At 62.7% G+C, this 15028-nt stretch carries 8 protein-coding genes and 1 pseudogene; 3 read left to right on the top strand and 6 right to left on the bottom strand.

Annotation, left to right across the window (positions count from 1 at the left end):
• The first annotated feature begins 275 nt into the window (after window positions 1-275).
• The gene (locus HL653_RS11440; RefSeq protein ID WP_171744633.1) at window positions 276-869 is read left to right on the top strand and encodes an RNA polymerase sigma factor; all 594 of its coding nucleotides are present in this window, start codon (window positions 276-278) and stop codon (window positions 867-869) included.
• Window positions 847-1845: a FecR family protein gene (locus HL653_RS11435; RefSeq protein WP_171744632.1), complete on the top strand. Its 999-nt coding sequence runs from the start codon at window positions 847-849 to the stop codon at window positions 1843-1845. Before HL653_RS11440 ends, HL653_RS11435 begins: the two co-directional genes overlap by 23 nt.
• Window positions 1846-3083: 1238 nt before the next feature.
• Here the strand turns inward: HL653_RS11435 and HL653_RS11430 are convergent.
• The 4 genes and pseudogenes from HL653_RS11430 to HL653_RS24635 form a co-directional block, all read right to left on the bottom strand.
• Entirely contained in the window at window positions 3084-3881 is a 798-nt protein-coding gene (locus HL653_RS11430) for an IclR family transcriptional regulator (protein ID WP_253718041.1), read from the bottom strand.
• Window positions 3882-3952: 71 nt separating this feature from the next.
• Window positions 3953-6808, bottom strand: a complete 2856-nt coding sequence (locus HL653_RS11425) for a TonB-dependent receptor (RefSeq protein ID WP_171744630.1) — start codon at window positions 6806-6808, stop codon at window positions 3953-3955.
• 165 nt (window positions 6809-6973) lie between these two features.
• Window positions 6974-8371, bottom strand: coding sequence for a hypothetical protein (locus tag HL653_RS11420; RefSeq protein WP_367613611.1), 1398 nt, complete (start codon window positions 8369-8371; stop codon window positions 6974-6976).
• A gap of 252 nt (window positions 8372-8623) precedes the next feature.
• Window positions 8624-8947 (bottom strand): annotated as a pseudogene (locus tag HL653_RS24635) (hypothetical protein); the annotation flags it as partial.
• A gap of 186 nt (window positions 8948-9133) precedes the next feature.
• Between HL653_RS24635 and HL653_RS11415 the strand changes: the two are divergent.
• The gene (locus HL653_RS11415) at window positions 9134-10498 is read left to right on the top strand and encodes an MFS transporter (protein ID WP_171744628.1); all 1365 of its coding nucleotides are present in this window, start codon (window positions 9134-9136) and stop codon (window positions 10496-10498) included.
• On the opposite strand, the gene HL653_RS11410 is transcribed toward HL653_RS11415, so the two are convergent.
• Together HL653_RS11410 and HL653_RS11405 are read right to left on the bottom strand one after the other, a co-directional pair.
• Entirely contained in the window at window positions 10499-11491 is a 993-nt protein-coding gene (locus HL653_RS11410) for a LacI family DNA-binding transcriptional regulator (protein WP_171744627.1), read from the bottom strand.
• A gap of 40 nt (window positions 11492-11531) precedes the next feature.
• Window positions 11532-14795, bottom strand: coding sequence for a glycosyl hydrolase (locus HL653_RS11405; RefSeq protein ID WP_253717915.1), 3264 nt, complete (start codon window positions 14793-14795; stop codon window positions 11532-11534).
• Window positions 14796-15028 lie beyond the last annotated feature (233 nt).

Genomic DNA, 15028 nt, shown 5'->3' with positions numbered 1-15028 from the left:
GTTCATGCCGCCGGTGTCGAACACGGGGTCCGCCGCTCTCATCAGAATGAGATGCGCCGAACCGCCCCCGAAAGCCTTCCTGGCGCTCTCCTTTGCGGCGGCATCTATTCGGCGGGCTGTTCTTCCCGCTCGCCGTGCAGCTACAAAGCTATAGACAGGTGACCGCGACCAATCCGCCATCTGACCGCAATATTTTTTCCATGAAGCGGTGATAGGTGACATTTTCCCAAATTATCACTTGTGCGTTGCAACATTCCACTGTTGATTGCTTTCCCGTGTCTCGCATCGATCATGACCGCGCGCGGTGGCTCGCACGGATGATTTGCCCGCACGAGCCGGCGCTGCGGCGGTGGCTTTCGCGTCGCACGGTCGTCGACTGTTACGATGCGGACGATATCGTGCAGGAAACCTATGCGCGGCTGGCGGCATTGCCGTCGGTCGATCACATCGCTCATCCCCGCGCTTATTTCTTCCAGGCCGCGTTTAGCATCCTCGCCAATGAGGTGCGGCGCGCCCAGGTCGTGCCGATCGACGCGATCGGTGAACTCGAACGGCTCGAGATCGAGCTGCCCGAACCGACACCCGACGTGCAGATAGAGGGCCGCCAGGAACTGCGCCTTGTTGCCGAGGCGATCGCCCAGTTGCCGCCGCGCTGTCGCGACGCGTTCGTCCTACGTAAAGTTCATGGCCTGTCGCAGCGGGAGGCGGCCCAGCAACTCGGCATATCAGAGAGCACGGTCGAAAAGCACATCGCCACCGCCGTCCGCCAGCTGGCGAGGATATTCGGAGATGGCGGAAACGAAGAGGTTCGCGTGTCTAGCTTGCGTGGATTAGGTGCGAAGCGGGATGGCAGAGCGCGAACCGAGTGATGCGATCGACGCCGCGGCGGCCGACTGGGCTGCCCGGATCGATCGTGGTGCGCTCCACGAAGCCGATGACGTCGCTCTCGACGCGTGGCTGGCCGGCGACATACGTCGCGTCGGAGCGCTCGCCCGCGCCGAAGCCGTCATGGCCCGCGCGGAAGCGGCCCGCGCTCTGGGCACAGGCTATGATCCGGCGGCTTTCAGCGCGGTTCAACAGTCCGTTGCGGATCAACCGATCGGTCGGCGGATTTCACGCCGACACGTGCTTCGGGCCGGTGGCGCGGCCCTGGCCGCGAGCGGTGTCGGCGCACTCGGCCTTTCGCTGTTCCGTCCGGCGCAGAGCTTTGCCACCGCGATCGGCGAGATGCGCCGGGTGACGCTGGCCGACGGCAGCATCGTCATTCTTAACACGGCCAGCGACATAACCGTGCACCTTTCGGACACAAAGCGGGCGATCACGGTCTCGCGTGGCGAAGTGCTGTTCGAGGTCGCAAAGGACGCGACACGACCGTTCATCGTGACGGCGGGGCCGATGCAGGTCCGCGCGGTCGGCACCGCTTTCGCGGTCCGTCGCGACGCCGATAAACCGGTACGCGTGATGGTAAGCGAAGGTGTCGTCGAGGTCGGTTCGACTGGACCAGATGCGCGGCCACCGCTTCGATTGGTGCACAATATGCGCGCCGACCTGCCCGCGAACCACGATACCATCGAAACCGGCGCGATCGACGAGGCTGCGATCGAACGGACGTTGTCATGGCGCGAGGGACGGATCACCTTCAGCGATACGACATTGGCCGAGGCTGCAGCCGAATTCGCGCGCTACAACGACAAGCCGATCGTGATCCCCAATCCGCAGGTGGCCGCCCACCGGATCAGCGGTGCCTTCTCCGCAAGCGACCCTGCAGGCTTCGCTGCCGCCGTCGCGCAGAGCTACAGCCTGCGCGTCACCGATAGCGGCTCCCAGATCAGGATAGATGGCTGACGCCTCAGGCGAAGCATATCCGAAGATCTCAGATGATCTTGATATGCTGCATGCGACCGAACGGCGCATGTCAGCGCTCCATCGGCCCGTCCGGATGCTCTTCAACGGCCAATGACTTCCTCTCAACTCGACGCCAATCCCACCGATAATGGATGTTATAGCTTAGTCGTTACGCTGGCGAACCCAGCCATCCCGTGATAGGATGCTGCTGGTACTCCCTCAAAGTTTTTGCGTCCGCGGAACCTCCGTCACGAGACCTCCGGCATGGTGACACGCAATTCGCCGAATGCTGTGTCTTTCCCGGGCCGGCGTCCGCTCAAAGTCTATGCGTTCGACCCGAGCCTCGGGCGCATGGCCTTGCTGTGTCTGGCGGGGGCTTCCGGGCGATGCTCTTCCATCTAGGCACGCTATGGCGGCTCTACGGGTCGATCCGCGTCGCGGACATCGAAGACAGTCAGGTCAGGTCATTGCGCAACCGCCAGCTGATCGGGAGCTTCGCCGAACCGCTGGCCTCGCCCAATTATCGGAAGGGCGCCTATTGGAGCGCTCGCTCGGACATTGACGCCTATCCGGCACCCAATAGGCTGAATTGTCCGTTCGCGCAGACGAGTAAGCTCGCTCTCACCCCGACCCGGCTCGCAAAGATAGACGCAGCCACTCAGGAGCAGCTCATCAGCTGGGGCCACGCCTCCTGCGACGCGGCGGTCCGCAGCTATCTCAATCGAGCGCTGACGCCACCCTTGGCGTTTCTTTACCCACGAGGCGTCTAGAGCACGGCCTTTACTGCGGGGAACGAAAGACGGACGAGCGTCGCTCGAAAAACCAACAGAGCGGGGAGAAATTCGATCCCCGCAAGGCACGTGCAGCGCAATCCCGCCACTGCGATCAGTGGCCCGCCCGCCCCCACATCCACCGTGTCAGGTGTCGCGCGGGCTGCTTGGCGATCGCTCTCCCAGGTCCGTAAGGACGTCCCAGCGCTTGGTAAGCGCCTCAAGGCTGGGCGCGTCATCGAGTTACGAGATGCGCTCGTCCGTTGGTCCCTCAATTGCGACGCAGCAGCGTGATCTCTCCTCGCCGCTCACCGAACCTATGGGTGGCGAGGCTGACATCAGGCCCGGGAGTGGCCTTGGTCCATTACTGATAGCGGACGCCCAAGTCCGCGATCACGCAAGAGGGTGAGGCGAGCCGGGCGCGTGACGATTGGCGCGGCTAGGTCGCAAGCGATCCGCCGCCGCATCTCATCGCGCGCCGAGAGCGTGCCCCAACATGCCGCTGATCTCCGCTGCCGCCTGACGAACCACCGGCGCCAGCAGACGCATACGGTCCAAAGGAAGATAGGATGCCGCGCTGGCCACGCTGATCGCAGCGACGATCGCCCCGCTGGCATCGCGCACGGGAGAGGCGATCCCGTTGACGAAGTGCGGACCGGGGCCCTGGCTCAGAATGACGCCACGCCCGGCGCTCGTTTGCATATCGTCCCGAGCAGCTGCGGGCATGTAATCGGGATTGGCCAGCGCGAGCGCCCTATCCACCGCTCCAGGATTATCGTCTATCAGCAGGGCTCTGCCGAGACTGGTTTCCGCAAGCGGGCGGCGTGTGCCGGGGCCAGTCATCACCGTCACCCGCTCGCGTCCCGTGCTGCGATGCATATGAACGCAATAATCGCCGTCGCGCCTACCGAGAAACGTGGAATGGCCGGTCAGTGTCGTCAGGGCCTGCAGGCAGGGACGCGCCACCCTCATCAGATCGATCTGCGATTTAGCGCTCTCCCCCAGAAGCAGGAGCTTCGGGCCAGGCCGAAATCGACCGGTTGCGTCCGCCACCAACAGATTCCGGCTCAGTAACGCCAGTGACAGCCTGCGAACCGTCGCCCTCGGCAGATCCGTTCGCTGCACCAACTCGGCCAGAGACATGGATCCATCCGCAACAAGCTCAAGAATATCGAGCCCATTTTGCAAGGTTGCGGATTCACGGCGGCGCCCGGACTCCACACCGTCGGCTGTCTGGATATGCCATCTGTCTGGGGAAAAGGTCATCGACACGTCCAATCCCGCATGGCGAGCCGATCATCCGGAGCATCGGCCCGGACGATCGGCACTTGCCGGTTTTAGAACCTCGCCTTCGCGCCAATCGTGAACACGCGACCGACAATGTCGTAATTCTGCTTGTCGGTGGGGTAGGTGAAGCCCGGATTGACGGTCGCCGGAAGCAGAGGGGGTTTGACGTTGAACAGGTTGTCGACCTGCACGAACAACGAATAGCGGTTCTGATCAAAGCCCTGCGACACGTAAAGATCCGTATAGATCTTGTTCGGCGCCTCTACGAAGGCAGGATCGAAGGCTTCCGTCGTTGTGCGTCGATAGCTACCGGTAAATCGCTCGGTCAGCTGGATCGTCAGGCCACCATTGCGATAGGCCTGCTGCACCAGACCACGCCATTTCGGCAGGCCCGCCGTCGTCGCGACGGTGGTGACACGCCCGGCCCGCTCGATGAAATTCGCCGTCGCATTGGCCTTCGTCTGGTAAGAATCGAGGTAGGATACGAAGGCCCGAAGATCGAGATTGCCACCGATACCCACCACCGGTTCCAGCGGGACCGTATAGTTCACCTCGAAATCGATACCCTTCACGCGCAGCGCCGACAGGTTCTGGGGCGCGACGACGATGGTCGTCGGGAAATTCGCTGGCGTCGTGTTGCTATAAGGGAAAGGACGCGTGATCAGCGCGCAGACCGGCGCTGTTCCGCCGCTGAGCTCACAATCGTTGAGCTCGGTCTGTGCGTCCTGGCTGCCGATCGCATCCTTGATCGCGATCCGATAGGCATCGATCGAGAAGGTCAGGCGCGGGATGAAGCTCGGCTGCAGCACAAGACCGCCGACGAGCGTGTTGGCCCGCTCCGGCTGCAGGCTCGCATTGCCCGACGACACGATCGTCGAGAGCGAGGTGACCCCAGTATGCCGGTCGGTATTCGTGCCCACCTGCGCCTGCTGGCCGGCAAACAGATCAAACAGGCTGGGCGCCGCGATGTCGCGGGATGCCGTCAGGCGCAAACGGATACCGCCCATCGGCTCGTAGATCCCCCCGACCTTCCAGGTCTTCACCGATCCGCTGGTCTTATAGTCGGTATAGCGGAAGGCCCCGTTCAGCTCGAGCCGCTTCGCGAAAGGCTGGTCCTTGAAGATCGGCACGTTCAGTTCGGCATAGCCCTCCTTAACGTCCTGGCTGCCACGCGCCGCGCCAACGTTCGTGGTCGCAAACGGCAGCACGCCACTCGGCACGCCGCGGATGCCGGTATAGTCGACGGCTATCGAGGGATCCGCGTTCGACGTCTGGCGCAGCTTCTGCCAGCGCGCCTCGCCCCCGATCGCAAAGGCGACCGGGCCTGCAGGCAGATCGAACAGATCGCCGCGCAGGTTCGCGCCGACCACGTCGAGCCGGTTCACGATACGCGAACGGGAATCCTGACGGATATAGGCCAGCGCTGCCGGATCCAGATTGCCAAGCCCCATCACGTTGATCGGCACACAGCCCTGCCCAAACGCCGGATTGACGAGCGTCACTCGGCAGACAATCTGGCCGCTCGGTGCGCGTACCGCGTCGACCGCCGCATAGAAATTGCGGTTGTTCTGCTCGACTTGCGACAGATCAAGCTGAGCGCGGCCGTGCGTATAGTTCACGTCCCAGTGAAGCCCCCCCAGCGTCCCTTCCAGGCCGGTCATTACATTGTAGCTTTGCGTCAGCGAGGTCTGCTCGTTGCCCGGCGCATCGCTGAACAGGCGCGACATCGTGAAGCTCGGCGCGGCGCCGAGCGCCGTGCGCACCGACGGCGACAGATAGGGGTTGTCCGCGAAAATCGTGATGCCATTGCTCGTCCCGGCACGCCGCGTTGCGAACGCAGAGAGATAGCCGGTCTTGCTTCGGCTATAGCCGCCCTGGACAAAACCGTTGATCGTATCGGTGAACTCGTAGGACGCCCGACCGAATGCCTGCGTGGTCTCAAGCTTGGGAACGAGAACCGTCGGCGGAACCACAGCGCCCTGCCCGCCCACCGTCACCTGCGAGGTCCCCGTCGGCGCTCCGGCCGTGAAGGGAGACGCGGTGCCGTCGGGATTGAACTGGCTTCCCGCCAGCGGCCCGGAGCGGATCAGCCCCCCGAACGTGACGTCATTGAAGCGCGCGTTCGTTACCAGCGTATAGGGATTGTTGGCAGCGCCCGTCCCCGTAATGAGCGCCAGTCGCGAATAGTCCGGCCGCTGGGACTGGCTGGGAATGCCGTCATTGCGATAATGCTCAACGCTCGCCTCGATATGACCGTGATCGCCTGCAAAGCCTTGCCCGGCAGCGACGCCGAGCCGGTACGAGCCCGCATCGCCGTAGGTCGAGACGCCGCGCTGCGCGCTTGCCTGCACACCGTTGAAATTCTTGTTCAAGATGTAGTTGACGACGCCGCTGACCGCATCCGAGCCATAAGCGGCCGAAGCACCGCCCGTGACGACATCGACCCGCTCGATCAGCATCTGGGGCATGATGTTGGAATCGACGGCATTGCTCGTGGCCGTCGGGGGGACACGGTTGCCATCGATCAGGACGAGAACCCGCTGTGGCCCCAAGCCGCGCAGATTCAGGTAATTGCCCTGGAGCCCGGCCGTGGCGTTGAACGTCGTGCTGCGATACTGACTTGAGGAGCCGAGGAACTGCGGCAACCGGTTCAGAGCATCAGGAATGTTGCTGGGCGCAGTCTGCGTCAGCGCCTGCGAGGTGAGCGTCGTCACCGGCGTCGGCGCTGCAGCTCCATTGCGGATGGTACGCGATCCGGTGACGATGATTTCGCTGGCGGCTTCCTGAGAAGCCGCGGCGGGAGCGGACAATGCCGGCGGTTCTGGAGCGGCGGATGGCGCCTGCGCGCACACTGCGGCGTGAGACAAGGCGCCGGACGCGACACCTGCGATCAGAATGGATCTCATCTTCATACAATCCCCTCTTCGCCTTCTCTTGAGGCGACTCGTTTAACAAATGGCAGCGCTGTCATTTTTGCGCTGTCGTAGCGCTATGACCCAATAAATTCGTCGTCAAGCCAACAACTCGGCCAAAATGCGGTTTATTGCTTCCCACAGTGGGGAAACGGCAGTTCAGCATGTGATGACTACATGAACTTCATCGCGATAGGTATAGAAAAGCCGCAGGATCTGCGTCGGCGAGTCAAATCGCCAATCGGCACCGGACACTGCGATGTCAGGCGATATACCGAACTGGGCGAATGGAACATAGATCTCGGCGAATTCGTCGATTCCGGAATCTCGAATTTCACCGATCGAAGCGGTAAATCGCTTCGTCTCCGCGTCAAATGCCATCTCCCGCAACACGCCTGTCGTGCGCCTGACAAAGGGACGGCAGAACCCCTCTATTGCCCTGCCACCTGAGCCGGGGCTGGCCGGATCCGTCTGCTGGTCGCGCGAGAATATCGAGAGGTCTTCCTGGTTCCAGCCATCTCCGACCATCAGATCGTTGCGATTGCTCGCCGTATAATTCCACTGGGTCGAATGCAGCTGGAGCGCATCCATGGCCTCGTACATCAACGAGAGGGCGTCGACATGCTCGACCCACGGCGCCTTGCCATGATCGCCCTCTGCCCAGGCCGCAAACGCCGCACCATGATCGAGATCATATGGTATGCCGAACTCACCGATCAGCGTCGGAGCCCCCGCAGGCCCGAACCTTTTGGCGTGACTGGCTATGCGCCCCAACTGGTCGCAATAGACCTGCTTCAGGGCAGCCCGACCATAGGCCGTCTCTCCTGTGCCGAAGTCGTAAGCCGCCTCCGGCGTGAACCTCTTTGTGTAGAGGACCGAGAAATCGTACCAGTGACTGGCGTTGATCGAGCGTTCTGGCATCTCGGCCGGAAAGCCCTCGCCCGACAGTCCTGCATAGGGTTCGATCTCCGCAAACACACCCCAGTCCGGCTCATGTGACCGGGTGACCTGGGCCACCCTATGAAACAGCGGCGCATAGGCATCCTCGCTGGCGACGAGCGCACGGCCGTCGCGCTGCTGGAAGAAGTTCTCCCTCACGTCGACCGCCCGTTCCCCATCCAGACGATAGGCGCCCGCCGCCTCGAACGGGCAATCGATGCCCTCACGCCAGATCGGCACGCGCGCCGAATTGACCGTCCGCTCAGTCGAGGCCGACAGCGCGCCGGTCTTCGGATCGCGCACCACAAATGGCACCTCCACAGGAATGCCGCGTGCTGCGAGCAGGCAGTCCATCGGGGACATCGCCAGTCCAGGCCGGGGTCGAAGCGGATTCTCCTCGGTCGGCGCCACATGGCGATAATTCATCCGACGGGTGAGCCAGCCCGTAACAGGCTCATTCAGCGTATCGAAGCCGATCACGTTCTCGATGCCCGCCACCTTGCGCGCGACCTGATCCATCGCGCCCAAATAATGTTGCTGGAGAAAATCCTGCACGTTGACGCCGTCAATCCGATAGTCGGGCGTGAACAGGCGGCCTGTCCAGAAGAAGGTCCACATGATGTTGGTCGGCGGCAGGCGGTGATTGCGGCCCCAGCTCATCTGGGGATAAGCGTCCTGCCAGCCCCCCCGATCATAATCATATACATTTTGCATGACATGAGCCGCATCCGCGGCGTGGAATTTGGTGAAATCCAGGCCCACGGTCTCGAAGGTCCATCCGGGCGCGCCGCTGCCCCCCGTCATGCGGCTCCAGACATCCTGGTGGAAATCCACCATCACATACAGGCCGTATCTGGCCGCACGCCGGCAGATCTCCGCCAGATATTCCAGATAAGGTTCGTCATAGACTCCGGGGCCACCGTGCTCGACGGCTTCCCATGTCGTCAGCAGGCGGATGACGTTGAACCCCCAATGGCTCAACCGCCCGAGATGCTCGTCCGCCTCCTCGATCGGAAACGGCCGGCCGATGAAAGACACGTCGCGGTGATCCGAAAAATCGGTCGGGAAATTCGTCCCGCCATAAGGGTAAGGCAGCTTGCAATCGCCACCGAGATTGACTCCTCGCAAGATGACGGAACGACCATTTGTGTCCCGAAACCTGTCGCCGACAATCGTCAGGCGGTCACTGATCATCTGAATGTCTCATCGTCATGAGAGCGCAATGCCAGAGCATCACCAGCGAACAAGGCGTAGCTAACCTTCGGAACCGATCGGGCAAGTCAAAAATCCGAGCTGCACACTCTTCCAATCGCTGGCGTGATAGGAGCGGCTCGCGGTAACGCGGTCCGGCGCCGCAGCCGAGAGGAGACAACGGCTGATATGAAGCCCCGCATGCCCCTGCATCGCAAGATCGGCTATGCTTTCGGTGATTACGGATGCAATCTGTACTGGCAGAGCATCTCGTTTTTCCTGCTGTTTTTTTACACCGATATCGTCGGCATACCCGTCGGCATTGCGGGCCTCATCTATATGACGGCCTCGATCTTCGACGGCTGCATCGATCCGGTCGTCGGCGCACTGATGGATCGCGGCCGAACCCGTTTCGGCCGTTATCGACACTGGTTGCTGATCGGTGCGCTGCCGCTCGCTGTGTCGTTCGGGCTGCTCTACTGGAAGCCGGAAAGCCAGGGCTACACGCTGCTTGCAATGCTGCTGGTCGCACATCTCTTCTTCCGCATCTGCTATACCATTATCGCTGTGCCGCTGGCGTCTTTGTCCGCGCGCATGACGGACAGTTCGTCGGAGAGGACCACCCTGGCATCCCTGCGGATGTTGTTCGGTGCGGGTGCTACGGCCACGGTCGGTTTCGTCACGCAGCCACTGGCCGCAACGCTGGGCGCGGGAAGCGAAGCGCACGGGATATTCCTGGTTGCGGTCGTGCTCGGCACTGTGGCGACATTCGCGTTCCTAGTGGCCTTCGCCTCGACGCGCGAGCCGTCGGAAAAACAGCATGCCATCCCGAAGGTGGCGCTTTCTTCTTACTTTGCGTGCGTGCGACTCAATCCGGCCTTCATCGCCTTGGCGCTGGGCCTTCTATTCACGACGGTCTCGACGACATCGCTCAACAAGTCGCTGATCTATTATTTCAAATATGTCGTGCATGACGAGGCCAGCGCCCGCTATGCCCTGTCTTCTGGAGCCTTCATATCGCTCATATTAGCCCCCGGTTGGGCGATCCTCGGGCGTCGTGCAGGCAAGCGCATCATGTGGCTCGCAGCGGTCGGCTGCGGAGTTGTCGGCCTGTTCGGCTTCCTGGTCGTCCGACCGACGACGCCGACGACAGCAACCGCCTTCTTCATGTGGATGCAGATCGCAACCGTGGGCATTCAGGTCGGTTACTGGGGCACGCTTCCGGACACGGTGGAATATGGCGAGTGGCGCTCCGGAGTGCGCCACGAATCGTTCCTGTTCGGCCTGTTCATGTTTGTCCAGAAAGCAGGCTTCGGCCTCGCGGTCGCGATATACGGGGCAGCTCTTTCGACGATCGGCTTCCACGCCAACACAGAAATGACGGCGGGAACGCTCGAGGCACTCGGCTTCGTCATGGTTGGCCTCTCGGCGACCGGACTGATCGGAAGCGGTATCTCCGCTTACTTTTCTCCGCTCAGGCTGGGCGTTCACGAACGTATCGTTAACGACCTCGCAAACACGGTCACCCCGGCAAGGCCAAGCCGACGCACATGATCAGCTCGCTGGTGCGGTGCTCGCCCGGATCTGGAGGGCGAAAGGTAATTCCTCGAGAAGCTCGACCTCCGTCCGTCGGACCAGAATCTCGACAGCAAGCGAACCGGTCTCGAGCAGTGGCTGCCGAACCGTTGTCAGAGAGGGCCAGATCAGCCGGCTCATGGGCGTGTCGTCGAACCCCGCGACCGACAGGGCGTTCGGCACTTCGATGCTCATATCCCGTGCTGCGATCATAACGCCCAGCGCCATCTGATCGTTGGCAGCGAAGATCGCGCTCGGCGGGGACTGGAGCGCGAGCATGGCCCGCCCTGCCTCGATCCCCGATTGCACATCAAAATAACCCTGCGTCACATAATGCCGCTGCGGCTCCATGCCCGCGGCCGCAAGCGCGTCAAGGAAGCCATCGAATCGCAGGGCAGCACCGCGGTGCTGGGGGTGGCCGCGCACGATCCCGATGCGTTCATGGCCGAGTTCGATCAGATGTTCCGTGATTGCCTGAGCGGCGGCGCGTTCCTGGATGAACACCTGCAATCCATGCTCATGCTCCATCGAACCGACCTGCACGAGCCGCACTCCGCGCTTGCGTGCCAGGTCCACCACCTCCCGATTGTCGGAGAGAGGCGGCGTCAGAATGATCCCATCGGGAGCGAGAACCGAGATGATCCGCTCGACGGTCGCGGGAATATCGACAGAATTCGCCTCGAGCGATTCGACCACGAGATGATAGCCAAGCTCCCGGCACCGTCGGATCGCACCGGATTGGATCCCGCCGATATAAGCGGATTCGCTGGCCTCATAGAGATGCGCAATCAGGAAAGACCGGTTACCCGCCAGCCGCCGGGCAGCCTGGCTGGGCTGGTACGATAGCTTGCGAGCCGCAGCCTCGACGCGCTCGCGAGTCGCAGGTCGCACATGCGGCTCGTTGTTCAGAACACGCGAGACAGTCTTGATCGAGACACCAGCCAGCTCTGCCAGGTCGTAGATCGTTGGCAAATGGAACCTCCCGCTCCCCTCGAATCGAGGCTTGCCGGGTTTACGGCTGCTCGACCTGTATTGTCACGGGGCCCAGCAATCCGGACGGGACCAGCGGATCACTCGCAGCATAGGGCATTCGTCGCTCGCGTTGAGCCTCTTCGGCGGTAATTCCGGCTCGAGGCACTCCGTCGGCTGCGGTGAAGGTGATCTTGCTCGTCACGCCGGGCTGCACATCCCCGATCAGGCGATTGACCCAGAGATTGACGCTGCGGATCTCGACATGATTTCGGCCTGGCCGCGCAAAGCGGGTGATATCGACCCGGTAAGGCGGCTTCCACGCCGTGCCGGCGAGTCTGTCATTCACCCATATCTCGGCCAGGTTGCTAACCTTGCCGAGATCCATCCACACCGCCTTGCCATCAACCAGATCGGCGCGGGATATGGTGATATCCTTGCTGTAGGTCGCAATGCCCGAAAAATAGCGGATGCCGGGATCCTTATTGTCTCGGAAATCGGCCAGGTCCGGGAAGGTGGCGGTCGGGGGAGCGCCTCGCCCCTGTTGGAAAGCCACGGTCCATGGCCCCATCAGCCGCGTGCGCGTCTGCCATACGGGGTCCGGCGCAGCATGCTCCATGCTCCCTGCGGGCTTTCGGAACACGACGAACAACGAGCCGAAAGGATCAAGTGGCACATCGACCTCTGTGCGCCCGCCCGCAATCCGGTAGGACGCGGCACGGGCTTGTCCCATCGCCGGATCCCACAATTCAGGTATCTTCCCCGTCACGCGGAAGCTCGCCTTGACCCTCTCGGAGCGCTCCACGCGGTTTGCCAGAAAGTAGATGTCGCCATCATCCAGCCGGCGGTGCAAAAACATGACGTTGCTGTCCGGCTGCGGCTTGGCATAACTGAAATCGGGGGGCAGCGCGATCTCCTCAAGCGCTGCCGCTGTGTCCCCTGCCGCGAACACTCTTCCCTTGCCGACGTTCGCCACTTCGCCGCCCGGCCACAGCGCGTCGATCGCCGCCGTCACTTTGGCCGGATCGTCGGACAGGCTCGGCGAGCCTGCCGGCTTCGGGCCGATCAAGATCGCGCCCGCTTCCACCAGCGCTCGCGTCTTCTCCAGCACTGCCAGTGAAACGCGGCCCGCCCCGGCCCCGAAGAACAGCGCGCCGTAACGCATCCCTGTTTCCGTCACGAGCGCCCCATCGACCACCTTGAGCCGGTTCAGGATGACGTCGGCATTCACATAATCGTAGCGATAGCCCTCTTGCACCGCCGGATAGCGCGTACGGTAGAAGGTTATGACGGGATCGCCCTCGCCATAGAAGACCGCCACGTCATTCGCACTGCGCCCCTGCTGCAGCATGAAGGACGCGCGCGACAGATAATCCACCCAGGGCTTGGCCTGCTCCGCCCACGTTTCATTGCGCGTGAAATACTGGCCCGGGCCGAGCGTCATTCCCGGGCCCTTGTCGCCCGGCTGGTGCGTCGAGGTGTGGATCACGAAACGGTTCACGCCGGCCAACATGATCGCATCGGCGGTCGTTTTGAGATCCCACGGGGCAGATCCGAAGCGCGGTCCCCCGGTCAGAGATTCAGCCGCCGTGATATTCTGCCCGTATATGTGCGCGACCGAAGCTGATTCCTGGATGTCGTTATAATAGACCGGCTCGATCTCGCCCGGCCGCTCCACCTGCCACATCGCCGCCATCGGGATGTCGGCCGACTGCTTCATCTCCATGCCGTCGCCCATCGTGGCGAACAAAGCCTCATGCGCCTCCCCGTAGCGGATCATACCGATATCGTGGAGCATACCCGTCAGTTGCTCATAGTGATTGACCTTGAGCAGTTGCTGGAGCGTACGCCGCCAGTCGAACAGGAAGGCGTCGCTCTGCGCCGCGCTGCCGATCTCGAACCCCGCCAGCGCCGGCAGCCACGGCGTCGGATCATAACCGCGCAGCCGCGTGAATTCCGCGATGATCTTCGGCGTCCAATTCTCGTTCGCCGCCTCCCAGCTATCGAACATCATCGCGTGCAGACCGCGCTCGCCCATCAGGCCACCGCTCGCATCGCGATACATACCCAGATAATGATCCATATAGCGCTTCACCGCCGCCGGATCGAGCTTGTCGACCTCCAGCCCAGTCGCTTCAGGCGAGGCCGGCCGGTTCATCGCACCCGTCAGCGAATAGCCGATCCGCAACACCACCCAGTTGCCGCGCGGTACCTGCCAGTCGAGCGTGCCGTCCGGCTGCATCCGGTCCGTCAGGTCGATCACTTCGCCTGCCTTCGGCGCCGCGCCCGCCGTGCCCCCAGGCAGGCCGTAATAGTTGCCGTTGGTGATGAAGGCCGCCTTTTCCTCGAACGAGTGCACGGTGGGCTCGCCGCGCAGCACCAGTTCGTTCACTTGTACGGTCGCCGGCGGCGGCGGCGACGGGCGCGCGAAGCGCGGAACGCGCACGGGTGGAGGCAGCGGCGCCTGCCGCACACTCACGAAGCGGAAATAGCGCGCCTTCACGTCGTCTACCGAAATCGTCCGCTGCGGCAGCCCCGCCTGCACCTGTGCACCGGTATCGCGCCAGGTCACGCCATCGTCGCTCGCATCGAAACGGAAGAGCGTGGGTGCAAAACCCGGCTGGCGCGGATCCAGAGCATCATAATAACGGGATGACAAAGGCGTCGCGAGCGTCAGTCCCCGGATCGTCACGGCTTTCCCATAATCATACTGGATCCACGAGACGCCCCCCGTCTCGTTACCGGCCGGGAGATCAATCGCGCCGTTCAGAATGTCGCCGTCCGACAAGGCGGCGGCATCGAGCGTGCCGCCACTCGATGTGATCGTCGGCACCGGCAGCACGGAATCGTCCGGCGCGCGCACCGCGATCACTTTCTGGTCCGCATAATATTCCGGCGGGTTCTGCCCCGGCGCACGCCCTCCGAGCGTCCACCCGGCCGTGCTGGTCTGGAAGAGACCTGTGGTCGTCGGCGGCTTGGGCAGGACGGCATGATACCTTTTGCCGCCCGCGATCCGCGTCTCCGACCACGCCATCTTCTTCATCGCATCCGGCGCCGTCACCCACGGGCCGCCCGTCTCGCTCCAGCCCGGCGACGCCGCGATCCCCAGTTCCAGATCCAGCCTGTCCGCCAGCGTCGCGGCCTCCTTGAACGCCGCCTTCCACCCATCCGTCATGTAGGGCAGCCGCTTGGCCACCACCTGTGGCGTCGCCTGCCCCGCGTCGAACGCCTGCAGGCCGGCAATCCCGACCCGCTTCATCCATTCCATGTCCTTGCGGATACCCTCCGGTGTCACGTTCCCGTTCATCCAGTGCCACCACACACGCGGCCGCGCCGACGCACCAGGATCCGCAAATCCCGAAAGAAGCGGATCAGACGATGCGGGTTGCGAGGCGACGGCCGCATGAGCGACGGCAGGCATCGCTGTTAAGAGCAGCGCCCACATCATCGATTTCGAGACGTGTCGGTCGTGCATCATCATCATAGCCTTGCCATCCATGAGAAGCCGATCGCGCGTCACCTCGGACCTCGACCGTTCCC

The organism is Sphingomonas sp. AP4-R1, assembly GCF_013113735.1.
In the GTDB taxonomy this organism is placed as follows: Bacteria; Pseudomonadota; Alphaproteobacteria; order Sphingomonadales; family Sphingomonadaceae; genus Sphingomonas_I.
This window is presented reverse-complemented; position numbering and strand designations above follow the sequence as displayed.

Coding starts and splice junctions, on each gene's coding strand:
- HL653_RS11420 (WP_367613611.1), bottom strand. CDS start 8,371: ATGTGGACCTTCTTCTGGACAGGCCGCCTGTTCACGCCCGACTATCGG.
- HL653_RS11430 (WP_253718041.1), bottom strand. CDS start 3,881: ATGACCTTTTCCCCAGACAGATGGCATATCCAGACAGCCGACGGTGTG.
- HL653_RS11405 (WP_253717915.1), bottom strand. CDS start 14,795: ATGAACGGGAACGTGACACCGGAGGGTATCCGCAAGGACATGGAATGG.
- HL653_RS11415 (WP_171744628.1), top strand. CDS start 9,134: ATGAAGCCCCGCATGCCCCTGCATCGCAAGATCGGCTATGCTTTCGGT.
- HL653_RS11425 (WP_171744630.1), bottom strand. CDS start 6,808: ATGAGATCCATTCTGATCGCAGGTGTCGCGTCCGGCGCCTTGTCTCAC.
- HL653_RS11435 (WP_171744632.1), top strand. CDS start 847: ATGGCAGAGCGCGAACCGAGTGATGCGATCGACGCCGCGGCGGCCGAC.